General features: G+C 70.9%; 23 protein-coding genes, 2 pseudogenes and 1 riboswitch. Of the genes and pseudogenes, 11 read left to right on the top strand and 14 right to left on the bottom strand.

Going from position 1 to position 25,144, the window contains the following annotated elements; all coding sequences use genetic code 11:
• The first annotated feature begins 4 nt into the window (after nucleotides 1–4).
• Nucleotides 5–2,965 (top strand): BTAD domain-containing putative transcriptional regulator, encoded by a 2,961-nt coding sequence (locus AB0M82_RS43785; protein WP_364735376.1) that lies wholly within the window; start codon nucleotides 5–7, stop codon nucleotides 2,963–2,965.
• A gap of 104 nt (nucleotides 2,966–3,069) precedes the next feature.
• Nucleotides 3,070–3,597 (top strand): hypothetical protein, encoded by a 528-nt coding sequence (locus tag AB0M82_RS43780; protein ID WP_364735374.1) that lies wholly within the window; start codon nucleotides 3,070–3,072, stop codon nucleotides 3,595–3,597.
• 46 nt (nucleotides 3,598–3,643) lie between these two features.
• Here the strand turns inward: AB0M82_RS43780 and AB0M82_RS43775 are convergent, their stop codons facing one another.
• Nucleotides 3,644–4,213: a hypothetical protein gene (locus AB0M82_RS43775; RefSeq protein WP_364735372.1), complete on the bottom strand. Its 570-nt coding sequence runs from the start codon at nucleotides 4,211–4,213 to the stop codon at nucleotides 3,644–3,646.
• 585 nt (nucleotides 4,214–4,798) lie between these two features.
• Nucleotides 4,799–4,909 (bottom strand): annotated as a pseudogene (locus AB0M82_RS43770) (hypothetical protein); the annotation flags it as partial.
• A gap of 150 nt (nucleotides 4,910–5,059) precedes the next feature.
• Between AB0M82_RS43770 and AB0M82_RS43765 the strand changes: the two are divergent.
• Nucleotides 5,060–6,010 carry an alcohol dehydrogenase catalytic domain-containing protein gene (locus tag AB0M82_RS43765; protein ID WP_364735370.1) on the top strand — a complete coding sequence of 317 codons (951 nt, stop codon included), beginning with the start codon at nucleotides 5,060–5,062 and terminating at the stop codon, nucleotides 6,008–6,010.
• 172 nt (nucleotides 6,011–6,182) lie between these two features.
• Complete coding sequence (locus tag AB0M82_RS43760) at nucleotides 6,183–7,646, top strand: MFS transporter (protein ID WP_364735368.1); 1,464 nt, start codon at nucleotides 6,183–6,185, stop codon at nucleotides 7,644–7,646.
• 47 nt (nucleotides 7,647–7,693) lie between these two features.
• Here the strand turns inward: AB0M82_RS43760 and AB0M82_RS43755 are convergent, their stop codons facing one another.
• From AB0M82_RS43755 to AB0M82_RS43740, 4 genes are all read right to left on the bottom strand, one after another.
• Nucleotides 7,694–8,770: a DNA polymerase ligase N-terminal domain-containing protein gene (locus tag AB0M82_RS43755; protein WP_364735366.1), complete on the bottom strand. Its 1,077-nt coding sequence runs from the start codon at nucleotides 8,768–8,770 to the stop codon at nucleotides 7,694–7,696.
• Nucleotides 8,771–8,896: 126 nt separating this feature from the next.
• On the bottom strand, nucleotides 8,897–10,798 hold the full coding sequence (locus tag AB0M82_RS43750) for an ABC transporter ATP-binding protein (protein ID WP_364735388.1): 1,902 nt from the start codon (nucleotides 10,796–10,798) through the stop codon (nucleotides 8,897–8,899).
• Between the two features lie 110 nt (nucleotides 10,799–10,908).
• Complete coding sequence (locus AB0M82_RS43745) at nucleotides 10,909–12,642, bottom strand: ABC transporter ATP-binding protein (RefSeq protein ID WP_364735364.1); 1,734 nt, start codon at nucleotides 12,640–12,642, stop codon at nucleotides 10,909–10,911.
• Nucleotides 12,636–13,304 (bottom strand): TetR/AcrR family transcriptional regulator, encoded by a 669-nt coding sequence (locus AB0M82_RS43740; protein ID WP_364735362.1) that lies wholly within the window; start codon nucleotides 13,302–13,304, stop codon nucleotides 12,636–12,638. The genes AB0M82_RS43745 and AB0M82_RS43740 overlap by 7 nt, the downstream gene beginning before the upstream one ends.
• A 257-nt stretch (nucleotides 13,305–13,561) precedes the next feature.
• Between AB0M82_RS43740 and AB0M82_RS43735 the strand changes: the two are divergent.
• From AB0M82_RS43735 to AB0M82_RS43720, 4 genes and pseudogenes are all read left to right on the top strand, one after another.
• Nucleotides 13,562–13,747, top strand: a pseudogene (locus AB0M82_RS43735) (FAD-binding oxidoreductase); the annotation flags it as partial.
• A gap of 109 nt (nucleotides 13,748–13,856) precedes the next feature.
• The gene (locus AB0M82_RS43730) at nucleotides 13,857–14,759 is read left to right on the top strand and encodes a Ku protein (protein WP_364735360.1); all 903 of its coding nucleotides are present in this window, start codon (nucleotides 13,857–13,859) and stop codon (nucleotides 14,757–14,759) included.
• A 386-nt stretch (nucleotides 14,760–15,145) separates the two neighbouring features.
• On the top strand, nucleotides 15,146–15,478 hold the full coding sequence (locus AB0M82_RS43725) for a metalloregulator ArsR/SmtB family transcription factor (RefSeq protein ID WP_364735358.1): 333 nt from the start codon (nucleotides 15,146–15,148) through the stop codon (nucleotides 15,476–15,478).
• 26 nt (nucleotides 15,479–15,504) lie between these two features.
• On the top strand, nucleotides 15,505–16,140 hold the full coding sequence (locus tag AB0M82_RS43720) for a cation transporter (protein WP_364735386.1): 636 nt from the start codon (nucleotides 15,505–15,507) through the stop codon (nucleotides 16,138–16,140).
• Between the two features lie 31 nt (nucleotides 16,141–16,171).
• Here the strand turns inward: AB0M82_RS43720 and AB0M82_RS43715 are convergent, their stop codons facing one another.
• The 5 genes from AB0M82_RS43715 to AB0M82_RS43695 form a co-directional block, all read right to left on the bottom strand.
• Nucleotides 16,172–16,327 (bottom strand): hypothetical protein, encoded by a 156-nt coding sequence (locus AB0M82_RS43715; RefSeq protein WP_004559113.1) that lies wholly within the window; start codon nucleotides 16,325–16,327, stop codon nucleotides 16,172–16,174.
• A gap of 120 nt (nucleotides 16,328–16,447) precedes the next feature.
• Nucleotides 16,448–17,908, bottom strand: a complete 1,461-nt coding sequence (gene ahcY / locus AB0M82_RS43710; protein WP_364735356.1) for an adenosylhomocysteinase — start codon at nucleotides 17,906–17,908, stop codon at nucleotides 16,448–16,450.
• An 81-nt stretch (nucleotides 17,909–17,989) separates the two neighbouring features.
• Nucleotides 17,990–18,068: riboswitch (S-adenosyl-L-homocysteine riboswitch) on the bottom strand.
• A 31-nt stretch (nucleotides 18,069–18,099) separates the two neighbouring features.
• Nucleotides 18,100–18,585, bottom strand: a complete 486-nt coding sequence (locus tag AB0M82_RS43705) for a GNAT family N-acetyltransferase (RefSeq protein WP_364735354.1) — start codon at nucleotides 18,583–18,585, stop codon at nucleotides 18,100–18,102.
• Complete coding sequence (locus tag AB0M82_RS43700) at nucleotides 18,582–19,295, bottom strand: hypothetical protein (RefSeq protein ID WP_364735352.1); 714 nt, start codon at nucleotides 19,293–19,295, stop codon at nucleotides 18,582–18,584. The genes AB0M82_RS43705 and AB0M82_RS43700 overlap by 4 nt, the downstream gene beginning before the upstream one ends.
• A gap of 56 nt (nucleotides 19,296–19,351) precedes the next feature.
• Complete coding sequence (locus AB0M82_RS43695) at nucleotides 19,352–20,242, bottom strand: diiron oxygenase (RefSeq protein ID WP_364735350.1); 891 nt, start codon at nucleotides 20,240–20,242, stop codon at nucleotides 19,352–19,354.
• Nucleotides 20,243–20,331: 89 nt separating this feature from the next.
• Here AB0M82_RS43695 and AB0M82_RS43690 point away from each other — a divergent pair, with 89 nt between their 5' ends.
• On the top strand, nucleotides 20,332–20,991 hold the full coding sequence (locus tag AB0M82_RS43690; RefSeq protein ID WP_364735348.1) for a TetR/AcrR family transcriptional regulator: 660 nt from the start codon (nucleotides 20,332–20,334) through the stop codon (nucleotides 20,989–20,991).
• Here the strand turns inward: AB0M82_RS43690 and AB0M82_RS43685 are convergent.
• Both AB0M82_RS43685 and AB0M82_RS43680 read right to left on the bottom strand, forming a co-directional pair.
• On the bottom strand, nucleotides 20,988–22,013 hold the full coding sequence (locus AB0M82_RS43685) for a DNA polymerase IV (protein WP_364735346.1): 1,026 nt from the start codon (nucleotides 22,011–22,013) through the stop codon (nucleotides 20,988–20,990). The two genes, AB0M82_RS43690 and AB0M82_RS43685, sit on opposite strands and share 4 nt — an antisense overlap.
• Nucleotides 22,014–22,035: 22 nt before the next feature.
• Entirely contained in the window at nucleotides 22,036–22,299 is a 264-nt protein-coding gene (locus AB0M82_RS43680; protein ID WP_364735344.1) for a DUF3040 domain-containing protein, read from the bottom strand.
• Nucleotides 22,300–22,581: 282 nt separating this feature from the next.
• Here AB0M82_RS43680 and AB0M82_RS43675 point away from each other — a divergent pair, with 282 nt between their 5' ends.
• The gene (locus AB0M82_RS43675) at nucleotides 22,582–23,643 is read left to right on the top strand and encodes a cobalamin-independent methionine synthase II family protein (RefSeq protein ID WP_364735342.1); all 1,062 of its coding nucleotides are present in this window, start codon (nucleotides 22,582–22,584) and stop codon (nucleotides 23,641–23,643) included.
• A gap of 28 nt (nucleotides 23,644–23,671) precedes the next feature.
• Here AB0M82_RS43675 and AB0M82_RS43670 read toward each other — a convergent pair whose 3' ends face one another.
• Complete coding sequence (locus tag AB0M82_RS43670; RefSeq protein ID WP_364735340.1) at nucleotides 23,672–24,304, bottom strand: LysE family translocator; 633 nt, start codon at nucleotides 24,302–24,304, stop codon at nucleotides 23,672–23,674.
• 113 nt (nucleotides 24,305–24,417) lie between these two features.
• On the opposite strand from AB0M82_RS43670, the gene ribA reads away from it, so the two are divergent.
• Complete coding sequence (gene ribA, locus AB0M82_RS43665) at nucleotides 24,418–25,029, top strand: GTP cyclohydrolase II (RefSeq protein WP_364735338.1); 612 nt, start codon at nucleotides 24,418–24,420, stop codon at nucleotides 25,027–25,029.
• Nucleotides 25,030–25,144: the final 115 nt, after the last annotated feature.

Here is a 25,144-nt window from a genome sequence, read left to right as displayed (position 1 = left end):
AGCCGTGCGGTTCCAGGTCCTCGGGCCGTTGACGGCCTCCGTCCCGCTGCCGTCGGCGGCCCAGCCGCGACGGCTGCTCGCCGTCCTCCTCGCGCGCGCCGGCCAGTTCGTCGGCCGCGACACGCTGGTCGACGAGCTGTGGCCGGACGGCGCGCCGTCGAGCGCCGCGGCGATCGTGCAGGTCACCGTGTCGAAACTGCGCAAGACGCTCTCGCCCGGCCTCGGCGCCGCCGAAGCCGGGCAGCGCCTGCGGTCCGGGCCGCGGGGCTACGCGCTGACCGTCGAGCCGGGGGAGCTGGACGCGGACGACTTCCTGACGCTGCTGTCCGCCGGCGGCGACGACCGGGTGCGGCGCCGCCGCGCCCTTGAACGGGCACTGGCGTGCTGGCGGGGTGACGCGTTCGCCGACGTCGCGGGCGGGCCGCTGCTGGAGGCGTACAAGCTGTGGCTGGAGGACCGCCGGTCGGCGGCGCTGCTGCAGCTGGCCGAGCTGGAGTTGGCCGACGGGGACGGCCGGTCGGTGGTCGAGCGGCTCGGCCCGGTCGTCGCGGCCCGCCCCGCCGACGAACGGTTCGCCGCCCGGCTCGCGGCCGCGCTCGGCGCCGTCGGCCGCCGCGAGTCGGCACTGGAGGTGCTCCGCCGGACGCGGCGGGCGCTGTGGGAAGAGGCGGGCGTGTGGCCGGGCGCGGACCTGGTCGCGGTGTACCGCCGGATCGCCGGGACGGAGTGGACGACGCCGGGGCCGCCCGCCCAGCTCCCGCCCGCGGTGCCCGACTTCACCGGTCGCGCGGCCGAACTCGTTGACGTCACCCGGGCCCTGCGCGGGCCGGCCCCGGTCGTGCTGCACGGGGCCGCCGGGGCCGGGAAGTCCGCGCTGGCCGTCCAGGCCGCCTGGCGGGCCCGCCGCCGGTTCCCCGACGGCCAGCTGACCGCTTCGCTGCGCGGCCCGGACGGGACACCCGCCGACCCGGCGACCGTGCTGACCGGGTTCCTGCGCCTGCTCGGCGCGACGCCCTCGGAGCTGGCCGACCGCGCCGGCCTGGCCGGGCTCTGGCGCGGCTACACCGCCGACCGGCGGCTGCTGGTGCTGTTCGAGGACGCGGCCTCCGAGGCCCAGGTGCGGGCGCTGCTGCCCAGCGGGCCCGGCTGCGCGACCCTGGTCACGGCGCGCCGCGAGCTGCCCGGCCTGTGCGGAGCGCGCTCGATCCCGGTCCCCGAACTGTCCACAGAGGACGCCTTCGCGCTGCTGGCGGCGATCGCGGGGGAGCCGCGGTTGCGCGCGGAACCCGAAGCCACGCAACGGCTTCTCGGCCATTGCGCCGGGCTCGCGCTCGCCGTCCGGATCGCCGGGGCGAAGCTCGCGGCGCGGCCGAACCAGCGTGTCGCCGAACTCGCCGCCCGGCTTGCCGACGACCGTCGCCGGCTCGACGAGCTGACCGCGGGCGACCTCGGCGTCCGGGCCGCGGTGACGTCGGCGCTGCGCGAGCGGTCCGCGTCCGACGTGGCCCTGCTGCGGCTGCTCGCCGCCTTCGACGGCCCCGTCGCGGACTGGTGCGCCGCGGCGCTGCTCGACCGGCCACGGGCGGAGGCCCGCGACCGGCTCGACGCGCTGGCCGGCGCCCACCTGCTGGCGCCCGCCGGCCCGCGCTGGACGGTGCGCCCGTTCGTCCGGCTCGTGCTGGCCGAGCACGCCCGGCCCAGCGTGGCCGACCGGGCCGCGCTGCGCCGGGCGTGCGAGGTCACCCTCGTCCTCGCCGAGCACGCCCGGGGCCGCGCCGCGCCCGGCTTGCCGAAACCGGATCCCGCGGTGCTGCGCCGGGTCGCGGCCGATCCGCCGGGCTGGGCGGCGGAGGAGACCGGTCACCTCGCCGCGGCCGTCCGGCTGGCGAGCGCGCACGGCCGGCCCGAGCTCACCGAACGGCTCGCCGACGCCTGCGCGGCGCTGGCGGGCACGCCGTGGCTCGGGCCCACCGCCCGCGCGGTGTCGGTGCTCGGGCTGGTCGCGGCCCGCCGCCGCGGGGACCCGCGGGCGGAGGCCGCGAAGCTGTACAACCTCGGTTCGGTGCACTGGCAGCACGGCCGCTGGCGGCAGGCGCGGAACTACTTCGTCATGGCCGAGGAGCGCTTCAGCCGGCTCGAAGACCCCCAGGGCCGGGGCACGGTGCTGGCCGCGCTCGCCGACGTCCACCTCGACGGCGGCGATCCGCGCGCCGCCGAGGCGGAGCTGACGGAGGCGCTCGGCCTGCTGCGCGACTGCGGGGACCGCCGCGGGCAGGCGGCCGCGGCAGCACAGCTGGGGTCACTGGCCGAGGACGTCGGCGACGTGCGGCGCGCCGTCGAGAGCTTCGAGGTCAGCATGTTGCTCGCCCGGGAATGCGACGACGGCCGCCGGCACGACCAGGCCGCGAAGCGCTATGCCGACGTCCTGCGCCGCCACGGCGACCGTGACCAGGCGGCCGACCTGCTCACCGGCGCGCTCGGTGGCGCCGTCCGCACCCGGGAGCGGCACTGGGAGGCGCACGTCCTGCGCAGCCTCGGCGACCTGCACACCGAGGCCGGCGAGCTCACCGACGGGGAACGCTGCCTGACGCGCTCGCTGACGTTGTTCGAGCAGATCGGGCACCGGCACGCCGCCGCCTACACCCACCGCAGCCTGGCCGAGGCCCGCCGCCGCGCGGGCGACCCGGCGGGCGCGCACCGGCACCTGCGGGCCGCGATGGACGTCTTCCGGGAGCTGCGGGACCGCCGCGGCGCCGGGTACGCCCTGCTCAGCCTCGGCCGGACGCGGGCGGGCGACGGCGCCGGGCCCGAGGCGGCCCGGCTCCTGCGGACGGCGGCCGACCTGTTCCGGGAGCTCGGGTTCCCGCTGTGGGAGCTGCGGGCGTTGCGGGAGCTCAACGAGGTCACCAGTGAATCCCCGGCGCGGGACCGGGCTCGTGAAGTCTTGACGAAGATCAGGACCTGACCCCCGGCCGGGCCCCGCTCGCGGCGCCGGCGTTTGGCGAAGTTATGGCCGTCCCCTCTTGGCTGCCGCCGTCGGCGATCGTCGCAGCAGAGGGAGGAAAAGGCATGCCGGGACAACGAATGCTCGCGCGCGTGGCACTGGGGCTGGCCGCTTCGGCCGTGACGGCGGTGTTCGCGACCATCGGGACCGCGTCGGCGAGCGTCGAGGTCACCAAGCTCACCCAGGCGCAGGCGGCGTCGCAGCTGTCCGCCGCCGGGGTGACCCATTCGTCGAGCGGGGGCTGCACCACGAGGTCGAACTCGACCTGCACGTCCTACGAGCAGATCAACCAGAGCACGGTCAGCGGCGTGATCACGCTGAAGCGGGCGAGCGGCTGCGCCATCAACATCACCGGCGGGACCGAGGTGGGGCACGCGTCGGGCACCTACAGCCACTACAACGGCTACAAGGTGGACATCGCGCACAACAGCTGCGTCGACGCCTACATCAAGAACACCTTCGAGTACATCGGGCTGCGCGGCGACGGCTACCCGCAGTGGAAGGCCGCGTCCGGCAACCTCTACTGCGACGAGGGCACCCACTGGGACATCACGTACTACACCTGCGGCTGCGCTTTCACGAAATCCGGTTAGTGTCGTTCCGCGGGACTCCGCACGACGCCCCGATGGGGTTCCGCCTTTATCGAACGGCTTCGAACTGGGCTGTCCATGTCGTGTGGAACGTCATGGCTTGGCAGCGGTTGTCGGTGTCGGGCTTCAGCGTCACGGCGTCGGTCAACTTGAACGGGTAGTTCGCCTCGCTCACGGCGAGTGTCGGGAACAACGGGTCCGCGCCGGTCGTGGACAGGACGATCTGGCCTTGGCAGTAGGCCGCGTCGGCGGGGTCCGAGACGCTGTCGATGGCGGCCACGCCCGGGGTGATGGACGTGAGTTTGGCTTTGACGTTGGTGTTCGGATTGGTGAGGGTGAGCGTGACGTACGCGCTTTCGCCGGGCAGCAGCGTGCCGGTCTGTGCGCCGGTCACGGTGACGGGGGAGAAGGACTCGGCCGAACCCCCGACGGGGCCCGTGGTGGTGCTCTGGACGAACGCGGCGATCGCGAAGCCGCCGATGCCCAGCAGCGTGCCGGCGGCGGCGATGATGAGTACGGGCTTGGTTTTCGCGGTGATACGCATGGGCTTGTCCTGTCGTTGAACGGCGGAATACCACCGAGAAATCAGCTGACAGTATGGGATGTCCGCATTGGACATTTTATGTCCACGGTTCGATACGTTACTTCATAAGGTGGCAAGGGGCCATATTTCTCACCCTGTCGAGTACTCATTTTTCGACTTCGGGAATTTCCCTTGCGAAAATACTTTGCCCCGCGTTCAAGATCTGAGCTGCGACCGGATGATGTGCTCGACGATGCCTTCGAGAGTCGCCGGGATCTCACGGTCAGCGCTGAGGTAGCGGCGTACGGCGGCGTAGGGCAGATCGACGACGACGAGGAGAATTTCCGCTGTCTCGTGTCCGGTCGCCTTCTTGAGGTCGGCCACCAGGCGGCGGATGTGCTGGTCCCAGCGTGTCTGGTCGGCGTCTCGCAGCCTCCGGCTTTCCGCGGGCCAGGCAGCGGGCTCGAAGGCGCCGAGGCCGGCCAGCAGCACCCGTGCGTCAGCCGGGTTGGCGCGACACCAGGACACGGTCCGGCGCCCGAGGGCGGCCGCCGCGGCCACCGGCTCGTCGGCGAAAAGCGGGTACAGCTCGGTGTGGAAGCGCTGCACCGCCCGGTTCCAGACCGCGGCGAGCAGGGCCGCGCGGTTGGGGAACCGGTGATAGACGGAGCCGCTGGACACCGCCGCTTCCCGGATCACGCCGGCGATGGTGATCGCGTCGGCGCTCCCGGCCGTGAGCAGTCGTACGGCCGCGTCGAGAATCGCCGACGTGTCGTGAACGAGGCGTGGCATGGGTTGACGATACCGAACCCGCTCTCTAGAGTTCTCTCTCTAGAGAGAGTCGTCTAGTCAATTGGCGGGAGACCCATGCGGAGCCTCGTCCTCACCGGTCCTCGTAGCCTGGAATGGCAAGACCGGCCGGCGCCCCACCTGTCCGCACGCATGGACGCGCTGGTGCGGCCCATCGCCTCCGCCGCCTGCGATCTCGACCGCCGGCTCGTGGTGTCGCCTTCGCCCTTCGAGACCCCTTTCGCGCTCGGCCACGAGGCAGTCGGCGAGATCGTCGACCTCGCCGGCGACGATTCGGCGCTCCGGGTCGGTCAGCGGGTGGTCATTCCGTGGCACATCAGCTGCGGCACGTGCGACAACTGCCGACGTGGCCTCCCGGGTGCCTGCGCGTCGGTGCCGCGCCTCGCGTCCTACGGCACGAGCGCCGGCGGCCTCTGGGGAGGGTTGTTCGACGAGCTGGTGCGCGTTCCCTGGGCCCAGCACAACCTCACGCCGCTGCCGCCGTCCGTCGAACCGTTCCTGGCCGCCTCGGCCGCCGACAACCTCACCGACGCCTTCCAGGCTGTCCGGCCGACCCTCGCCGCCCAGCCCGACGCCGAGGTGCTCGTGGTCGGGGGAACGGCCAGCCTCGGGCTGCTGACCGTCCTGAGCGCCATCGCGCTGGGGGCCGCGAACGTCACCTATCTCGACGTCGACGAAGGGCGATGCGCCAAGGCCGCTGCCGCAGGCGCGACCGTCGTCACCGCCGGCGAGTATCCCGACCGGCTCGACGGCAGCTTCGACCTGGTCGTGGAAGCTTCGGCCTCGACCGCCGGATTCCGTTGTGCGCTGATGTCCACCCGTCCCGGCGGCACGTGCGTCGTCCGGTCCGTCTACTTCGCCGAGTTGCGTCTGCCGTACTTCGCCCTGTACGGAACGGGTATCAACCTCGTTGTCGGACCGCCCCACGCCGGCCCGCACGTACCCGATGTGCTCAAGCTCATCGATGCCGGAACCCTGGATCCGTCGCCGATCCTGTCCGGCCCCTTCAGCTATGACGACGCGGTCGAGATACTGCTGGATCCGCCGTCGGCCAAGCCGGTCTTCACGCGCAGCGAGCGATGACGGCGTAGCCGCGCCGAGAAACGAACCGCACGCGGGAAGACCCCGCAGTGCAACCAGGAGGAAGGAAGCGGCTCCCCTTCTCCGTACGGTCGACGCAGACCTACGGACCGCGGAGAACGGCGGCTCGGCGTCCCAGCCGGCCGCCGGCTGTCTCCCATCGAAGGAGAGAGCAGTGAACCTCGCTCAAGCCGCCCCCAGCTCGGTGGCGCCGGGTCTGGACCCGCGCCGCTGGAAAGCCCTGATCCTGTTGTGCACGGCCAACTTCATGGTGATCCTCGACTCCCAGATCGTCATCATGGGCCTGCCGTCGATCTCGGCCGACCTCAAGCTGTCGCCGGTCGCGGCGCAGTGGGCCCTCTCGGCCAACCTGCTGACCTTCGGCGGGTTGCTGCTGCTCGGCGGCCGGGCGGCCGACCTGCTCGGCAGGCGCAAGGTCTTCATCGCCGGCACCGCGCTGTTCCTGCTGGTGTCCCTGCTGTCCGGGTTCGCCTGGAACGCCGAGGTCCTGCTGGTGACCCGGGCGCTGCACGGCGTTTCCGCGGCCCTGATGGCGCCGACCGCGTTGTCCATCCTGACCAACACCTTCCCCGAAGGCCGGGAGCGCAACAAGGCGTTCGCGGCGTGGTCCGGGATCGCGTCCATCGGCGCCACCGTCGGCCTGCTGCTCGGCGGCACGCTCATCGACTGGCTGGGCTGGCAGTCGATCTTCTTCGTGAACGTCCCGGCCGCGCTGATCATGCTGGTGCTGAGCCCGGTGCTGCTGCGGGAGAGCAAGGACGCCGGGCAGCGGCGGACGTTCGACCTCGCGGGGGCGCTGGTCAGCACCGCCGCGCTCGGCCTGCTGATCTACATCCTGGTCGAGGCGCCGGCGAAGGGCTGGCTCAGTCTCCACACGATCGGCCTCGCCGCGGTCTTCGTCGTGCTGGCCGGGCTGACGCTGGTGATCGAGAAGCGCTCGGCGGCGCCGCTGGTGCCGCTGCGGTTGTTCCGCTCCCGCTTCCTCGTCGGCGGCAACCTCGTCACCGGGATCGTCGCGATGCTGGCGTACGGCATGTCCGTGACGATTTCCCAGTACTCGCTGGGCGTGCTGCACTACACCGCGCTCGAGTTCGGGCTCAGCCAGTCGGCGATGCCGATCGCCGCGGTGATCGGGGCCTACCTCGCCTCCGCGGTGCTGACCAGGGTCGGCATCCGGCCGGTCGCCGTCACCAGCGTCCTGCTGCTCGGCGTCGGCTGCCTGCTGCTGACCTCGACCACGCCGGAAGCGAGCTACTGGAACCACGTCTTCCCGGGTCTGGTCCTGTTCGGGCTCGGTCTCGGCGGCGGCCCGGTCGCGATGGCCGCGGCGGCGCTCGGGGGCATCGCCAAGCGCGACGCGGGGATCGCTTCCGGCTTCAACACGGCCGCGTTCCAGGTCGGCGGCGCGATCGGCGTCGGAGTCGTCTCCACGGTGATCGCCGCCCACATGGCCGAGGCGGAGACCAACCCGGCCGCGGTGATGGAAGGGTTCACGCAGGGATTCGTCGCGTGCGTGATCTTCGCGGCGGTCGGCCTCGTCCTGGCCATCGCGCTGCTGCGCAAGCGCGGCGGCGGGCCGCAGGTGGTGCCGGAGCAGCGGACGCCGTCGGTGCACTGAGTTCCGTTCGAGGCGGGCCTCCCCGGTTTCCGGCCGGGGAGGCCCGTTCACGTCGGGATCCGGATCCAGTCGCCGTCGGCCTTGCCCGGGCCGTAGCCGCTGTCCGCGCGTTTCGCGTAGATGCCGCCGAGCCCGTGCTCCCGTGCCGCCGCCAGGACGGCGGCGCCGTTTCCCCGGAAGTACTGCGGGGCCTGCCAGTTGCCGCCGGACAGACCCAGATCGGTCAGCATGTCCCGACGCTCCACGTAGGGAAGGTCCAGCGTCGGACGGCCTTCGTAGTGCAGCAGGTCGTAGGCGAAGAAGAACGCCGGGCAGTGCTTCGCCATCCGCTTGGCGTCGTAGCCGTCCGCCCGGCCGCGCTGGACGAGGCCGGCGGGATCCGGCCGGCCGTCGCGGACCACGACCATCTCGCCGTCGAGCAGGACCTCGGTCGAGCCCAGGGTTTCGCCGAGTTTGTGCAGTTCCGGGTAGCGCCCGGAGACGTCCGCGCCGGTGTCGTCGTGCGCCGCGATCCGGCCACCGGACACGCAGAGCATCGTGCGGGCACCGCCCCAGTCGAATTCGTAGGCCCAGTCGTCGTCCTCGGCCGGCGGCGGCAGCTCGCCCGGGACCGCGGCCATCGGCTCGAGGAACTCGGGGGAGTCCTCGTGCCCGTCCTCGGCCGGGTCGAGGCGGCGCAGCGTCCAGTCGCCCTCGTCCTCGGGGTTGTGCCGGTTGAGGAACAGGTACTTGCCGTTCGCCCGTGCGCCGTGGAAGACCACCTCGACCTTGTGGTTGTTCCAGTGCAGCGTTTCGTAGCGGCCGGTGTCCCACACCGCCATCCAGCCGCCGCCGTATTCGCCCGCCGGGATCTCGCCCTCGAAGTCGAGGTACTCCATCGGATGGTCCTCGGTGTGCACCGCGAGCCGCGTGACGCCGGGGGACAGCGGGAGGCCCTTCGGCACCGCCCAGGACACCAGCACGCCGTCGCGTTCCAGCCGGAAGTCCCAGTGCAGCCGGGTGGCGTGGTGTTCCTGGATGACGAACAGGTCGTCGTTCCCCGGCTCCGGCGGCCCGTCCGGCCACGGCTCGGGTGTCCGGGAACGGTGCCGTTTGCGCCGGTATTCGTCGAGTCGGTCGGCCATCGCTGGACCGGCACCCCCCACTTCGCTCGGCAGGCCTCCCAGGTTACCGGCCGCCGCCCCGAGCCCGAACTCCCGTCGTGCGCTGCCGCCCGGGTCCCCGGCACGTGGCCGGGGACCCGGGTCACCTCAGTCCGTTTCCGCCATGGCTTCGGCGAACTGCGCCGCGTACAGCCGCGCATAGGCACCGCCGCTGTGCAGCAGCGTTTCGTGGTCGCCCTGCTCGACGATCCGGCCGTCCTCCATCACCAGGATGACGTCGGCGTCGCGGATCGTCGACAGCCGGTGGGCGATGACGAAGCTGGTCCGCCCGTTGCGCAACAGGTTCATCGCCCGCTGGATGAGCACCTCGGTGCGGGTGTCGACCGAGCTGGTCGCCTCGTCGAGGATCAGGATCACCGGCTTCGCGAGGAACGCCCTGGCCACCGTGATCAGCTGCTTCTCGCCGGCGCTGACCGTGCCGCCCTCGTCGTCGAGCACCGTCTCGTACCCGTCCGGCAGCGTGCGGACGAAGCGGTCCACGTGCGTCGCCTTAGCCGCTTCGACGATCTCCTCGCGGCTCGGATCGTCCGCGCCGTAGGCGATGTTCTCCGCGATCGTGCCGCCGAACAGCCAAGCGTCCTGCAGCACCATGCCGGTCTGGTCGCGCAGCTCCTCGCGGTTCATCTTCGCGATGTCGACGCCGTCGAGCGTGATCCGCCCGCGGTCGAGCTCGTAGAACCGCATGAGCAGGTTGACCAGCGTCGTCTTCCCCGCCCCGGTCGGGCCGACGATCGCGACCGTCTGGCCGGGTTCGACGGTCAGCGACAGGTCGTCGATGAGCGGCTTGTCCGGCAGGTACCGGAACGAGACGTCCTGGAACTCCACGCGCCCGCGCACGACCGCCGGCCGGGCCGGGTCGGCCGGCTCCGGCCCCTGCTCCTCGGCGTCGAGCAGCGCGAACACCCGCTCGGCCGAGGCGACGCCGGACTGCAGCAGGTTCGCCATGCTGGCGATCTGCGTCACCGGCTGGCTGAACTGGCGCGAGTACTGGATGAACGCCTGCACCTCGCCGAGCGTGAGGCTGCCCGACGCGACGCGCAGCGCGCCGATCACCGCGACCAGCACGTAGCTCACGTTGCCGATGAACATCATCGCCGGCTGGATCATCCCGGAGATGAACTGCGCCCGGAAACTCGCCTGGTAGAGCGTTTCGTTCTGCTTGTCGAAGATCGCCGCGGACTCGTCACGGCGGCCGAACACCTTGACCAGCGAGTGTCCGGTGTACATCTCCTCGACGTGCGCGTTGAGCTTCCCGGTCGTCGACCACTGCTTGATGAAGTTCGGCTGCGCCCGCTTCCCGACCTTCGCCGCCACGACCGCCGACAGCGGCACGGTCAGCAGCGCGATCAGCGCCAGCAGCGGCGAGATCAGGAACATCATGATCAGCACGCCCACCACCGTCAGCAGCGACGAGACGATCTGCGACAGCGTCTGCTGCAGTGACTGCGCCAGGTTGTCGATGTCGTTGGTGACCCGGCTGAGCACCTCGCCGCGCGGCTGGCGGTCGAAGTACTTCAGCGGCAGCCGCGCGAACTTCTCCTCGACGTCCTGGCGCAGCCGGTACACCGCCTGCTGCACCAGCGTCGTCGTCAGCCGGGCCTGGATCAGCCCGAAGAACGACGAGATGACGAACAGCGCGAGCACGGTCAGCAGGATCTGGCCGACCTTGTCGAAGTCGATCCCGACGCCGGGCACGAGGTCGACCCGGCCGTAGATGTCGGCGAGGGTGCTGTCACCGCGGGCCCGCAGCCCGGCGACGATCTGTTCCTTGGTGACGCCGGGCGGCACCTGCTTGCCGAGCACGCCGGCGAGGATGGCGTCGGTGGCCTGGCCCAGGATCTTCGGCCCGATCACGGTCAGCGTGACGCTCGCCGCGCCGAGCACGAGGATGCCGATCAGGGCGACCCGCTGCGGCGCCAGCATGTGCAGCAACCGTTTGAGCGAACCCTTGAAGTCCAGTGCCTTTTCCGCCGGCGCGCCGCCGCTCATCCAGCGGGCCGCCGGTCCGGCGGCCGCGGCACCGGTGTTCTTGTGCCGCTCGGCGGTCGGCCGTTCCCCGGCGTCGGTGACGGCGGGTTTGGCGGATTCTTCCGTGGTACTCACGCCGCCTCCTGTTCGGTCAGCTGGGACAGCACGATCTCCCGGTAGGTTTCGTTGCCGTCCATGAGTTCGTGGTGGGTGCCGGTGCCGACGACCCGGCCTTCGTCGAGGACGATGATGCGGTCGGCGTTGCGGATGGTGCTGACCCGCTGTGCGACGATGACCACCGTCGCGTCGGCGGTTTCCGACACCAGCGCGCGGCGCAGGGCCGCGTCGGTGGCGTAGTCGAGCGCCGAGAACGAGTCGTCGAACAGGTAGATCTCCGGTTTGTGCACGAGCATCCGGGCGATCGCGAGCCGCTGCCGCTGCCCGCCGGAGACGTTCGTGCCGCCCTGGGCGATCGGCGAGTCGAGGCCCTCGGCCATCGCCTCGACGAAGTCCTTGCCCTGCGCCACTTCCAGTGCGTGCCACAGCTCGTCGTCGGTCGCGTCCGGGTTGCCGTAGCGCAGGTTGCTCGCCACTGTGCCGGCGAACAGGTACGGCTTCTGCGGCACGAGCCCGACCGCGCGGGCGAGTACCGCCGGGTCGAGGTCGCGCACGTCCACGCCGTCGACCTTCACCGTGCCGGCGGTGGCGTCCATCAGCCGCGGGATCAGGTTGAGCAGCGTGGTCTTGCCGGTGCCGGTCGACCCGATCACGGCGGTGGTCTCACCCGGCCGCCCGATCAGCGAGATGTCGCACAGCACCGGCTTTTCCGCGCCGGGGTAGCGGAATTCGACCCCGGAGAGCTCCAGGTGCCCGTGCACCGCGCCGGGCCGGATCGGCGTCACCGGCGGGCGGACGCTCGACTCGGTGTCCAGCACCTCGCTGATCCGCTCGGCGCTGACCTCCGCGCGCGGCACCATCATGAACATGAAGGTGGCCATCATGACCGCCATCAGGATCTGCAGCAGGTAGGACAGGAACGCCGTCAGGGCGCCGATCTGCATGCTGCCGGAGTCGACGCGCTGCGCGCCGAACCACAGCACCGCGACGCTGGAGGCGTTCATCACCAGCATCACGATCGGGAACATCAGCGCCATCAGCCGCCCGACCCGCAGCGACACGGTGAGCAGCTCGTCGTTGGCGACGTCGAAGCGTTCCCGCTCATGCTTGTCGCGCACGAAAGCGCGGATGACGCGGATGCCCATGATCTGCTCGCGCAGGATCTGGTTGATCCGGTCGATGCGCTCCTGCATCAGCCGGAACGAGGACCGCATCTTCGCGATGATCAGCCCGACCGCGATCGCCAGCACCGGCACGATCACCAGCAGCAGCGAGGAGAGCGGCACGTCGAGGTTCAGCGCCAGGATGATGCCGCCGACGCACGTGATCGGCGCCGACACCATCAGCGTCAGCGTCATCAGGACCAGCATCTGGACCTGCTGGACGTCGTTGGTGGTGCGGGTGATCAGCGACGGCGTGCCGAACTGGCCGACCTCGCGGGCGGAGAAGTCCTGCACCTGGTGGAAGACGCCGGCACGGATGTCCCGGCCGACCGCCATCGCCGTGCGGGCGCCGAAGTACACCGCGCCGACCGAGCCGGCGATCTGGGCCAGCGTCACGGCGAGCATCACCGCGCCGATCCGCAGGATGTAGGGCAGGTCGCCCTTGATCAGGCCGTTGTCGACGATGTCGGCGTTCAACGTCGGCAGGTAGAGCATGGCGATCGTCTGCACGAGTTGCAGCAGCACGATCAGCCACAGCGTGCCCCGGTATGGGCGCAGATGGCTGCGCAGGAGCTTCACTAGCACAACGGTTCCCCCAGTGGAGTGGTGGTGGTGTTCGGTTCGGTTTGTTCCGCGGCGCCGCCGGTCAGGGTGGGCATTCCGGTGGCGAGCTCGTCCAGCAACCGTTCCAGGGTCGGCAGGAACGGTTCCCCCTCGGTCATGAACCAGTTGACGAAGGCGACCCGGACAGCGCTTTCCACCGAAGACGCCATCAGCCGGCACAGCAGGTGGTCCGCCCCGCCCGCCCGCTTCGCGATCGTCTCGGCGAGGACCCGCTCGACCTCCGCGTGGGCGTTGAGGAACTCGCCGCGCAGCATGAGCTGGCCCATCAGCTCCCGGATACGCGCAACATACGCGCGATCCGGTTCGCCCTCACGCGAATATTGCTCGATCACCGCCTGCTTCACGGATTCCCAGAGCGGCTCGCCCTCCGGCCGGGCGAGCAGGGCTTCGCGCATCCCCTCGTGGCGGTCGACGACCATCGAGCAGACCGCCTGTTCCTTGCTGGAGAAGTAGTTGTTGAATGTGCGGGGGGAGACCCCCACTTCGGTGGCGATGTCCTCCACCCGCACGTTCTCCAGCCCCCGGTCCAGCGCGAGCCGCAGGGCGGCCTGCGCGAGCGCCCGGCGGGCTTCGCGCTTCTTGCGCTCCCGCAGGGTGAGCTTCGGTGGTTCTTGCGGCGGCATGAACAGAGTGTAGCGAAAAACTTGCGGGCCACGCAAAATTTTGCGGGCCACGCAAGTTTCGGACGAATCGGGCGTGACCCGCGTGTCCGCCGCTCGGCCCTTCGCGAGCTGCGAGATCGGCGTCCGTGCGCGCTCTGTCGCGGACCCTGCCGCCACGAAGTTGCGCCGAATGGCCTAGTCCGGTGCGCTCACCAGGAGCGACGATCCGGATACAAGCCGGTCGTCGCCGGGGCTTCGGTATCGGCAAGACCACGTGCGAGCGCTACTGGGAGTATGCCCGGCACGTCACCGAATGGAGCAACGCGCTGCTCCTCCCGCCGCCGCCACACGTGCTCCAGATCCTCGGCGTCGCCGAGCAGAATCCCGCCGTCGCCCGGCGGTTCGTGCACGGATTCACGGATCCGGCGGACTTTCAACACTGGTTCATGGATCCGGCACGCTGAGAGAAATACCTGGCAGAGGTCGAGATCGACGGCTCACCGCCCTGTCGCTGGAGGACGATTCGGGCTACGGTAGTTACGTAGCGTGAAGACGAACTCGGAGGTGCGTGGCATGCGGGCGATGTGGAAGGGCTCGGTGTCGTTCGGATTGGTGAGCATCCCGATCCAGATGTACGCGGCCACCGAGAACAAGAACGTTTCCCTGCGCCAGGTGCACGAGGCCGACGGCGGCCGGATCCAGTACAAGCGGTTCTGCACGGTCGACGGGCAGGAAGTGCCGTACGCCGAGATCGCGAAGGGCTACGAGCTGCCCGACGGCGAGATGGTCGTGATCACCGACGCCGAGATGGCCGAGCTGCCGCTGTCCAGCCAGCGCACGATCGACGTGCTGGAGTTCGTGCCGCTCGAGTCGATCGACCCGATCCAGTACGACCGGACGTACTACCTCGAGCCGCAGAAGAACGCGGTGAAGCCGTACATCGTGCTGCGCGACGCGCTGCACAAGTCGAGCCAGGTGGCCGTCGCGAAGGTCGCCGTCCGGCAGCGGGAGAGCATGGCGGTGCTGCGCGTGCACGCCGACGTGCTGGTGATGACGACGATGCTGTGGCCGGACGAGGTCCGCGAGCCCGACTTCCCGTTCCTGCGTGACGACCCGCCGCAGATCCGGCCGCAGGAGGTCTCGATGGCCGGGTCGCTGATCGACTCGCTGGCCGAGCCGGTGTTCGAGCCGGACAAGTACCACGACCACTACCGCGAGGCCCTCGAGGAGATGATCGAGGCCAAGGTGGCGGGGGAGGAGACGACCAAGCCCGCGGCGGTCACCGCCAAGGCCGACGTCGTCGACCTGATGGCGGCGCTGCAGGCCAGTGTCGACGCGGCGAAGAAGTCCCGCGGACCGGCGAAGGCCGCACCTGCGAAGCCGGCGGCGCCCGCTGAGGACGCTGTGTCCGATGAGGACGTCAAGCCGGCGAAGAAGAAGCCGGCGGCCCGCAAGCGCGCCCCGAAGTCCGCCTGAGCGCAGCCCTTTTCCGCGTCGGCCCCTGCTCGGACGGGTGGTTGTGCCGACACGCCGTGCCGGTACCGCGCCCGGCCACTTTTCGGTGGTACCAAGGGGTGTGCGCGCGGCACGGGGAAACCCTTGCCGCGTCAGGCTTCCTGAGCCTCCCGCCAGGACCGTGAGGGCCTTCCCGCCGGGCTTCGCCGCCCCATGGGGAGGCCTTCACGGCGTAAGAAGGGCCTCAAGGGCGTAACACGATCGTGTATGCAGCTGTATACAGGTCCTTGGCGATGTGCTAACACTAACGAGGTCCTTCGGCTCTCCCTCCCCCTCGGAGCCGGAGGACCCTTTAGTTTCCGGGTGTCCATCGTGGATACGTCAGCGGCTGATGTACAGTTCATCGCATGGTGACCTGTGAGACGCGAGAGGCGGCGCTGGCCCGCATCGGGCGCGCCCTCTCCGATCCGACCCGCTGCCGGATCCTGACCGCCCTGCTCGACGGCCCGGCCTACCCTGGACAACTCGCCGTCGAACTCGGCCTGAGCCGGTCGAACGTCTCGAACCACCTGTCCTGCCTGCGCGGCTGCGGGCTCGTCGTGGCCGGCTACGAGGGCCGCCAGGTGCGGTACGAGATCGCCGACGTCCATCTGGCCCGTGCGCTGCGCGAACTCGTCCAGGTCGTCCTGGCGGTCGAACCACGCGAAGACTGCGCGGACGAGCCGGCGGTGGCGCGGTGAAGCCGGAACCGGCCACGGACACGGACATCTGTGCCGACGGCTGCTGCGCGCCGCCGCCCGCGGTGGCGCCGGACCGCCGGGCGGTGCTGGTGCGCCGCGTCCGGCTGCTCGTGGTGGCGACCATCACGTACAACGTCGTCGAGGCCGTCATCGCGCTGACCGCAGGGACAGTGGCCTCCTCCGGCGCGCTGATCGGCTTCGGGCTCGATTCGGTGATCGAAGTGGCTTCGGCCCTCGCGGTCGCGTGGCAGTTTTCCGGCCGCGATCCGGAAGCCCGCGAACGGCGGGCGTTGCGGGTGATCGCGGGTTCGTTCTTCGCGCTCGCGATTTACGTGACCGTCGAAGCGGTCCGCACGTTTTTCGCCGCGGCCGCACCGGAAAGCTCCCGCGTCGGGATCGTGCTCGCGGCGGTTTCGCTCGTCGTGATGCCCGCCCTGTCCGCGGCGCAGCGCCGCGCGGGGCGGGAACTGGGATCCGCCAGCGCCGTCGCGGATTCGCGGCAGACCCTGCTCTGCACGTACCTTTCCGGTGTGCTGCTGGCGGGGTTGCTGCTCAACGCGCTCCTCGGCTGGTGGTGGGCCGACCCGGTCGTCGCACTCGCGATCGCGGGCGTGGCGGCGAAAGAAGGCCGAACGGCCTGGCGCGGCGAGCATTGCTGCTGACGCCGCGCCAGGCCGTGGCGGAGTCTCGGGATCAGTACCAGTGCGCCCGGCCACCGATCCGGCGGCCGGTGCCGCCCAGGATGGCCAGTGCCACGCCGGCCACCGCGAGAATGATGCCGATCGTGTACAGCACCGGGATGCCCACGATGAACCCGATGACCAACAGAATTACACCGAGAATGATCACTTGACACACTCCTTCGCATGAGACCCGTCCGGCGCCGTGCCGGCCGGGCGGATGCGCTCTCGCCGTGAGGATGGCCAGTTTCCCGATAAACCAAACTGCGGCAAATGGAGCAACCTTCGGTCAGTACCGATAGTGATCGAGCTTGTACGGCCCCTCGACGTCGACGCCGATGTACTCGGCCTGCTCCTTCGTCAGCTTGGTGAGTTTCACACCGAGGGCGTCGAGGTGCAGGCGGGCGACCTTTTCGTCGAGGTGCTTCGGGAGCCGGTGGACGTCGGTGGCGTACTCACCGGGCTTGGTGAACAGCTCGATCTGCGCGATCGCCTGGTTGGTGAAGGAGTTCGACATCACGAACGACGGGTGTCCGGTCGCGTTGCCGAGGTTCATCAGCCGGCCCTCGGACAGCACGATGATCGCGTGGCCGTCCGGGAACGTCCACTCGTGCACCTGCGGCTTGATCTCCTTCTTCGTGACGCCGGGCAGTTTCGCCAGGCCCGCCATGTCGATCTCGTTGTCGAAGTGCCCGACGTTCGCGACGATCGCGTTGTGCTTCATGCGGCTCATCTGGGCGGCGGAGACGATGCCGAAGTTCCCGGTGGTGGTGATGAGGATGTCGGCGTGCTCGACGACGTCGTCGAGGTCGACGACGTCGAGCCCGTCCATCGCCGCCTGCAGCGCGCAGATCGGGTCGATCTCGGTGACCGCGACGCGGGCGCCCTGGCCGCGCAGCGCCTCGACCGCGCCCTTGCCGACGTCGCCGTAGCCGCAGACGACCACGCGCTTGCCGCCGATCATCACGTCGGTGGCGCGGTTCAGCCCGTCCAGAAGGGAGTGCCGGATCCCGTACTTGTTGTCGAATTTGGACTTCGTCACGGAGTCGTCGACGTTCATCGCCGGGAAGAGCAGTTCCCCGTCGAGAGCGAGCTTGTAGAGCCGCTTGACGCCGTTGGTGGTCTCCTCGGTGACGCCGCGGATCTCCTTGGCCATGCGGGTGAACCGGTCGCCGTCGGCGGCCACGCTCGCGCGCAGGGTCTCGAGGACGATCCGGTACTCCTCCGGGTCCTCTTCGGACGGTCGCGGCACCGCGCCGGCGGCTTCGAACTCCACTCCCTTGTGGACGAGCAGGGTGGCGTCGCCGCCGTCGTCGAGGATCATGTTCGGCGCCCGGCCGCCGGGGAAGGCGAAGAGCCGGTCGGTGCACCACCAGTACTCGTCGAGCGTCTCGCCCTTCCACGCGAACACCGAGGTGCCCGCCGGGGCGTCGGCCGTGCCGTCCGGGCCGACGACGACCGCGGCGGCGGCCTCGTCCTGGGTGGAGAAGATGTTGCAGGAAACCCAGCGCACCTCGGCGCCGAGCGCGACCAGCGTTTCGATGAGGACGGCGGTCTGGACGGTCATGTGCAGCGACCCGGCGATGCGGGCGCCCTTCAGCGGCTGCGTGGCGGCGTACTCTCGGCGGATCGCCATCAGGCCGGGCATTTCGTGCTCGGCGAGCCGCAGCTGGGTGCGGCCGGCTTCGGCCAGCGACAGGTCGGCGACGGCGAAGTCGAGGCCATTGCGGTTCTGCAGTTTGTCACTCATGCTTCGGTGCACTCCGGAGTTCGTCGGGACGCTCGGGAGGCAGCACGGAAGTCCTTGTGGACAAAGAAGAAGGCACCTCCCTCGCGGGAGGCGCCCTTGGAGTCGTGGTAACGGGCCGAGCGTGGCGGAAAATGATTCCGTCGCAGCGCCTCTCGGCCCGTAACCAGGATGGCAAAGCCGCGGCGAGGCTGTCAAGCGAGCGAGTGGGCCATGAGAACGTCGTCGACGTCCTGCCCGCCGATCCGGAATTCACCCCGCAGCACGCCTTCGGTGACAAACCCGCACCGCTCGTAGATCCGGCGGGCGCCGGTGTTGTGACCCAGCACGCGCAGCGTCAGCTTGCGGGCGCCGCGCTGCCGTGCGGCGGCCACGGCGGCGTCCACGAGCTGCCGCCCGATGCCGAGCCGCTGCCGGTCCGGGGCGACCGCAAGCCCGCCGATCACCAGCACGTGGCTGTGGGCGGGGATGCCGAACCCCTCGGCGAGCCGGACGTAGCCGGCGACCACGCCGTCGTGCTCGGCGACGAGGAAGTCCGCGGGCGCCGCGTCCTCACCGAAGAAGGGCGTGCCGGGCGGGGGCGGGGGAGCGGGGGACACGACCGAGGTCCAGGTGCGCTCGTCGATCTTCGCGAGCGCGGCTTCGTCCTCGGCGCGGGCGATCCGGATGGTGATCGTCATGCGAGCTCCCGCCAGGCCTGCTCGACGATCCCGGCCAGCTCCCGCGGGTCGCGGTTGCCTTCGGAACTCAGGCTCCGCAGCGTGACGGTCAGGTTCGAGCCGGAGCGCTGGCAGTTCGTGACGAAGGACCGGTCCGGGTCCGGCGTGGAGCCGGCCGGCTCCTGGTCGTGGTGCACCAGGCACTGCACGGCGCCGACGCGCACGAGTTCGGTGCTCGGCGCGGCCAGGCCCAGCGCCTCGATGTCCTCGTACGGCGCCATCAGCTCGGGTGAGGGCGCGCGCACGGCGATGAGCTGGAATCCGCGCTCCAGCTGGTCGCTCTGGTACTGCTGCACGACGGCGCCGGCGCCGCCGTAGGCCGCCGACACGCGGGCCGCGGTCTCCCGGTCGGTCTTCTCGACGCGGGCGATCATGGACTGCCCCTTGGTCTTGTCGAGCTTCGCAATCGCCTCCTGGGACCGGCTCAGCCCGCCGAGGCTCGCCGGCGCGCTGAGCGACCGCCCGCTCGGGCCGCCTTCCCCGAACAGGCTCAGCACCAGCCACGGGACGCCGACCAGGAACGCGCCGACGAGCACGCCGATCAGGCCGGTGACGACCGGCCGGGCGAGCGGTGCGCGGCGCGGAACGAACTGCGGCGCCGGGCTCTGGGCCTGCTGCCCGGGCGCGGGCGGGACGTCCTGCGAGTAGTCCTGCGGCGGGTCGGCGGTCACCGGGCCATCGTGGCGCAGTCCGGAACGTCCGGGAAAGGGAATTTTGCCGTCCGGGCTCAAAGCAGGTGCGCGCGCCGCCAGATGCCTTCGGAGCGGCCGCCGATCAGGCCCGCGTCGCGGAGGAACGGCACGATCTTCCCGGCCATCCACCGGCGGGTCTCGCGGAAGCGCGGGTTCGCGAGCGCCGCGGCCCGGCCCTGGCGCGGGTCGATCCCGACGCTGTGGTAGATCCGCGGGTCGACCATGCTGTCGATGACGCCGTAGGCGACGAGCGCCGTTCGCAGCCGGTGGCCCCGCAGAGCCACCTTCGACAGCTTCGGTGTCGTCCGCAGCACCTCCTCCTTGGCGAACCGGACGTGCCGGGCCTCCTCGACCACGTGGATGCGGTTGACCGAGCGGATCAGCGGCTGGATGCCGTCGTCGTCCATCATCGACCGCTGCAGCCGGTCGGTGGTCTCTTCGGCGACCAGCACGCCGGCGAACATCGACGGCCCGGCGGCGGTCGCGCCGAACACCTTCGCGGCGCGGTGCACCACCTTCGGGACGCCGTACCGCGGGACGCCGAGCCGGTCGGCGGTGCGCGCGAACATCACCGAATGCCGCGTCTCGTCCCCGATCTCGGTGAGCGCGTACTGCGCGTGCTCGGTGCGCGCGTCGAGGTCGAAGACGTACCGGGCGAGCAGGTGCATCAGCACGATCTCGAACCACAGGCCGACGCTCATGATGCTGGCGATCTCGTGCTTGGACAGCTCGATCCGCTGCTCGGGCGTCAGCTTCGCCCAGAGGTCCGTGCCGTAGAGGGAGACGCGCTCCAGCGGCATGTACGCCTTGCCCTCGGCGAGCGGCGCGTCCCAGTCGACGTCGACGTCCGGGTCGTAGGAGTTCTTCGCGGAGCTCTTGAGCAGGCGGGCCGCGATGGCGTCCCGGTCCTGGGCCTCGACGCCCATGGCGGCCTCCGGAAAGTAGGGGGTACGCGTTGTACTAGCTACTTCGGAGGAGCGTACACCCGCCCGGGTGCCCTGAGTAGGCTTTCGCCGTGACCAAGGTCGACGGACGGGCGGCGCGCTGGGCGGGCCAGCAGGAGCGGCGCCGTGCCGGCTTCGTCGACGCCGCCCTGGCGGCCATCGCCGAGCACGGCCCGGACGTCTCGACCGAGCAGATCGCCGAACGCGCCGGTGTCGCCCGCACCCGCCTGTACCGGCACTTCGACGGCGCGGCCGACCTCCAGCGGGCGATCGCCCAGCGGGCGGCCGAGCTGGTGACGGCGGAGCTGGAGCCGCTGTGGCACCCCGAAGGCTCCCCGAACGAGATGATCGCGGCGGCGATCTCGACCCACCTGCGCTGGCTGACCGAGCACGCCCACCTGCACCGCTACCTCGTCCGCACGCTGCCGGCCACCCCGGAGGGCCGCACGGACGTCCGCGGCACGATCGCGCGGCACCTGAGCCGGCTGTTCACCGGCTACCTGACGGCGTTCGGCCTCGACCCGGCGCCGGCGGACACGATCGCGTTCGGCCTGGTCGGCTACGTCGAGTCGGCGACCACCCGCTGGCTCGACCACCCGGGCACGCTCAGCCTGGCCCAGCTGACCGATCAGCTGTCCGGGACGATCTGGGCGATGCTGGACCACACGCTGCGCGCGGGCGGGGTCGAACTGGACCCGGACCGGCCGTTGCCGCCGCCGGAGGCCCTTTAATCCTCGCGCGGGAACTCGGCGCGGACCCCGAGCAGCCGCACCGCGCGGGTCAGCTCGAACATGCCGAGCACCTCCCGGGCCGCCCGATCGATCGCCGCGGCGTCCGACGTCGGATCCGGCAGGGTGACGCTGTGGGTGTGGGTCATGAACGGCACGAACCGCACCTTGACCGCGACCCGCGCGGCCGGCCGGCCCTCCTCGAGGACGTCCTGCGCGACGCGCTTCGCCAGCGCCGAGACCTCCGCCGCCATCTCCGCCGGGTCGGTGAGGTCGTGCTGGAAGGTCGTCTCGCGGCTGCGGGACCGGGCCACGTACGGCGTCGCGCTGACGTCCGCGTCGCTGATGCCGCCGCCGAGCAGCCGCAGCCACGGCCCGGTCTTCGGGCCGAACCGCGCGGCCAGCTCCGCCGCGTCGGCGCCCGCCAGGTCGAGGACCGTGCGCAGGCCCATTTCGGCGAGCTTCTTCGCCGTCTTGCCGCCGATGCCCCACAGCGCGTCGGTCGGGCGCGCGGCCATCACGTCCCACCAGTTCTCCCGCGTCAGCCGGAAGATCCCGCCCGGCTTGCCGAAGCCGGTGGCGAGCTTGGCCCGCAGCTTGTTGTCGCCGATCCCGACCGCGCACGACAACCCGGTTTCGCGCGCGACCGCCTCCTTGATCGAGACGGCCAGCGCCTCCGGGTCGCCGGTCTCCGCCCCGACGAAGGCCTCGTCCCAGCCCAGGACCTCGACCACGACCGGCAGCGCCCGCACCGCGGCCATGACGCGCGCCGACACCTCCAGGTAGGCGTCCGGGTCGCTGGGCAGGAAGACGGCGTCCGGGCAGCGCCGGGCCGCGATCCGCAACGGCATGCCCGACTGGACCCCGAACTCCCGGGCCTCGTAGGACGCGGTCGCGACGACGGCGCGTTCGGTGGGGTCGCCGTTGCCGCCGACCACGACGGGCTTGCCCCGCAGTTCGGGGTGCCGGGCGATCTCGACCGCGGCGATGAACTGGTCGAGGTCGACGTGCAGGACCCACTTCACGGGCCCAGTCTGCCCCAGAAACTCAGAGCCGGTGTCGCGCCACGTGGGTCCATACCGTGGCGGTGAGGGCGAGGATCCCGCACAACGTGACACCCGGGTCGGGCACGATCAGCCCCACGACCAGCAGTGTCACCGCGACGATGTCGAACGCGACCAGCAGCGCCGTCCGCAGGGCGCGTGATTTCCGGCGCTTGCCCTCGCGCAGGGCGGCCGCCAGGTCGGGATCACTGAGCTCGAGGTTTCGCTCGATCTTCGCGAGTTCGGTGCGGTCGTGGTGACTGAGCATCGAGGTACTCCTTCGGCACCGTGCCCGCCATGTCGCCTGAGCGAATACCCAATCGTGCCTCAAACGAACCGCCGATCGTCTTCTTATTTTCGTACTTTCGCTGCTCCGACCGGGTGATCGCGCTCCGTGACCGCTTCTCGCCACGTTAGGTTGCCTTGAACGTGGCCGGTCACGGCCCCGGACGACGGTGGGGGACGCCCGATTCGGGTGGCCGTGGGGTGGCCGGTCCCTGCCTTCGCGCCGGGCCGGCCGGTCAGGACCTTCAAACAGCCGGAGGACTTGATGACCTTGCCCACCGAACCCATCGGCAGCATCCCGCGCCCGGGTTACCTCGTCGAAGGCCTCGGCGAGTTCGCCGCCGGGCGGATCGACGCCGCCGCGCTCGCCGAGCTGGAAAGCCGGGCGCTGGCCGACACGATCAGCCGGTTCGAGGAAACCGGCTCGCCGGTGCTGACCGACGGCGAACAGGGCAAGCCGAGCTTCGCGACCTACCCGCTGGCCGGGCTGAGCGCGCTGGCGCCGGACGGCGTCGTCATCCCGTTCGCCGACGGGCACACCCGGCAGCTGCCGCGGCTCACCGCGGGCCCGTTCCGCTACGCGACCCACGCGGACTCGTACCTGACGCGGGCGAAGGCGCTCACCGGCAAGCCGGTCAAGCAGGCGGTGATCGCCGCGTCCGCCCTCTCGCTGATCTACCCGGGCGACGGCATCGACGGGTACCCGCGGGAGCGGTTCGTCGCCGACCTGGTGGACGAGGCCGAGGCGGACATCCGGCGCAGCCTCGAAGCGGGCGCGGACAGCGTGCAGATCGACTTCACCGAGGGGCGGCTGTCGCTGAAGCTCGACCCGTCCGGCGGGTTGCTGCGGCAGTTCGTCGACCTCAACAACGCCGTGCTCGACCGGTTCACGGCGGAGGAGCGCGCCAAGATCGGCGTCCACACGTGCCCGGGTGGCGACCAGGACTCGGTGCACAGCCTCGACGTCGACTACGCGGGCCTGCTGCCGGCGTTGTTCGACCTGCGGGCGGGCACCTTCTACGTCCAGCTGGCGAGCGAAGCGGACCCGGAGCGCGCGCTGGGGGTGATCGCGGAGCACCTCAAGGCGGGCCAGCGGATCTTCGTCGGCGTCACCGACCCGATCGACCCACGGGTGGAGACCCCGGAAGAGGTTCGTGACCGGGTGCTCGTCGCGGCGAAGTACCTGCCGGCCGACCGCCTCGGCACCTGCGACGACTGCGGGTTCTCGCCGTTCGCCGACGACATGTCGACTTCGCGCGACATCGCGTTCGCGAAGATCAAGGCGCGGGTCGAAGGCACGCGGCTGGCCGCGGAGAAGCTGGGCTGAGGCGCGCCGGGCCTGGCGGTCCGCGGCCTCACGCGGTTTCGGCGGCGACCTTCAGGCCCAGCCCGACCAGCACACCGCCGAGGACGGCGTCGAGGCCGCGGCGGACGCGGCCGGAGCCGAAGAACCGGCGTAGCGCGCCGACCACGACGGCGAGGGTGACGAACCACATCGCCGCGCCGGCGGTGGCGATCGCGGCCAGCTCGAGCGTCTGCGTGGTGGAGCCGTCCGCCGGGAGGAACTGGGGGAGCAGGGCGAGGAAGTACACCGCCGTCTTGGGGTTGAGCAGGTTGGTGAAGAGGCCCTGGCGGAAGGCGAGCGACGCCTTGAGCGGGTCGGCGTTCCCGGCGGGGCCGAGGTCCCGGTAGCCGCCGCGGCGCACGGCCAGCCACGCCCGGACCCCGAGGAACACCAGGTAGGCGGCGCCGGCCAGCTTGACGACGGTGAACGCGACCGCGGAAGCGGTGAGCACCGCGGCGACGCCGAGCGCGATCGCCACGACCCAGGCGAACACGCCGAGCGCGACCCCGGCGCCGGCGGCGATCCCGGCGCGCCTGCCGCCGGTGAGCGACGCCCGCGTGACCATGACGAAATCCGGGCCGGGCGACATCGCGCCCAGCACGACGACCAGCAGGAAGGAGGCGGCGGTGGCACCGGGGATCATGGTCCGAGGGTACGGCCCGGGCGCCACCGGTTTTCCCTTGATGTTCGAATTTGAACTTCGTGTAGGGTCGATCTTGTGGGTGATTCCAGGGGCGCCATTCCAGGGGTGACAGCATGACGGCCGAGGTGCGGACGCGGGTGCGGATCCCGCTGCGGCTCGACGGCGGCGTCGCGGTCGACGCCGAAGCCGTCACCTTCCGCGGCCTGGCCGACGACGGCGAGCACCTGGCGTTCGTGCTGGGCACGCCCGGCGAGGTCCCGCTGGTGCGGCCGCACTCGGAGTGCCTCACCGGCGACGTCTTCGGTTCGGCGCGCTGCGACTGCGGTCCGCAGCTGGCCGAGGCCGTCGCCCGGATCTCCGAGACCGGCGGGTACCTGCTGTACCTGCGTCAGGAGGGCCGCGGGATCGGGCTGTACAACAAGCTCGACGCCTACGCGTTGCAGGACGGCGGCCTCGACACCTACGCGGCGAACGCCGCGCTCGGCCTGCCCGAGGACGCCCGTGACTACGTGGTCGCCGCGCAGATGCTCGGGGCACTGGGCGTGGACCGGGTCGACCTGCTCTCGAACAACCCGGACAAGGCGGCGCAGCTGGAGGCGGCGGGGATCGAGGTGCGCGGCCAGGTCGCGACCGGGGTTTTCGCGACCGAGAACAACGTCCGGTACCTGCGGGCGAAGGCCGAGCTGACCGGGCACACGCTCACCCTGCCGGGCATCGCCAGCTGAGCCGAAGCTCAAGTCCAAGCTCAAGCCCAAGTCCGTGAATGTCGCATTGAGGGGTCAACGAACCCACCACGATGCCCTGGGGCAACCGCTCGCTGCTGTTCCGCGACCCCGACGG

The sequence above is a fragment of the Amycolatopsis sp. NPDC051128 genome (genome assembly GCF_040682715.1).
Taxonomy (GTDB): Bacteria; Actinomycetota; Actinomycetes; order Mycobacteriales; family Pseudonocardiaceae; genus Amycolatopsis.
Note: the sequence above shows the minus strand (reverse complement) of the source record. Positions and strands in the feature narration are given on the sequence as shown.

Coding starts and splice junctions, on each gene's coding strand:
- AB0M82_RS43780 (WP_364735374.1), top strand. CDS start 3,070: ATGCCGGGACAACGAATGCTCGCGCGCGTGGCACTGGGGCTGGCCGCT.
- AB0M82_RS43775 (WP_364735372.1), bottom strand. CDS start 4,213: ATGTCCAATGCGGACATCCCATACTGTCAGCTGATTTCTCGGTGGTAT.
- AB0M82_RS43765 (WP_364735370.1), top strand. CDS start 5,060: ATGGACGCGCTGGTGCGGCCCATCGCCTCCGCCGCCTGCGATCTCGAC.
- AB0M82_RS43755 (WP_364735366.1), bottom strand. CDS start 8,770: ATGGCCGACCGACTCGACGAATACCGGCGCAAACGGCACCGTTCCCGG.
- AB0M82_RS43750 (WP_364735388.1), bottom strand. CDS start 10,798: ATGAGCGGCGGCGCGCCGGCGGAAAAGGCACTGGACTTCAAGGGTTCG.
- AB0M82_RS43740 (WP_364735362.1), bottom strand. CDS start 13,304: ATGCCGCCGCAAGAACCACCGAAGCTCACCCTGCGGGAGCGCAAGAAG.
- AB0M82_RS43730 (WP_364735360.1), top strand. CDS start 13,857: ATGCGGGCGATGTGGAAGGGCTCGGTGTCGTTCGGATTGGTGAGCATC.
- AB0M82_RS43725 (WP_364735358.1), top strand. CDS start 15,146: ATGGTGACCTGTGAGACGCGAGAGGCGGCGCTGGCCCGCATCGGGCGC.
- ahcY (WP_364735356.1), bottom strand. CDS start 17,908: ATGAGTGACAAACTGCAGAACCGCAATGGCCTCGACTTCGCCGTCGCC.
- AB0M82_RS43705 (WP_364735354.1), bottom strand. CDS start 18,585: ATGACGATCACCATCCGGATCGCCCGCGCCGAGGACGAAGCCGCGCTC.
- AB0M82_RS43695 (WP_364735350.1), bottom strand. CDS start 20,242: ATGGGCGTCGAGGCCCAGGACCGGGACGCCATCGCGGCCCGCCTGCTC.
- AB0M82_RS43680 (WP_364735344.1), bottom strand. CDS start 22,299: ATGCTCAGTCACCACGACCGCACCGAACTCGCGAAGATCGAGCGAAAC.
- AB0M82_RS43675 (WP_364735342.1), top strand. CDS start 22,582: ATGACCTTGCCCACCGAACCCATCGGCAGCATCCCGCGCCCGGGTTAC.
- AB0M82_RS43670 (WP_364735340.1), bottom strand. CDS start 24,304: ATGATCCCCGGTGCCACCGCCGCCTCCTTCCTGCTGGTCGTCGTGCTG.
- ribA (WP_364735338.1), top strand. CDS start 24,418: ATGACGGCCGAGGTGCGGACGCGGGTGCGGATCCCGCTGCGGCTCGAC.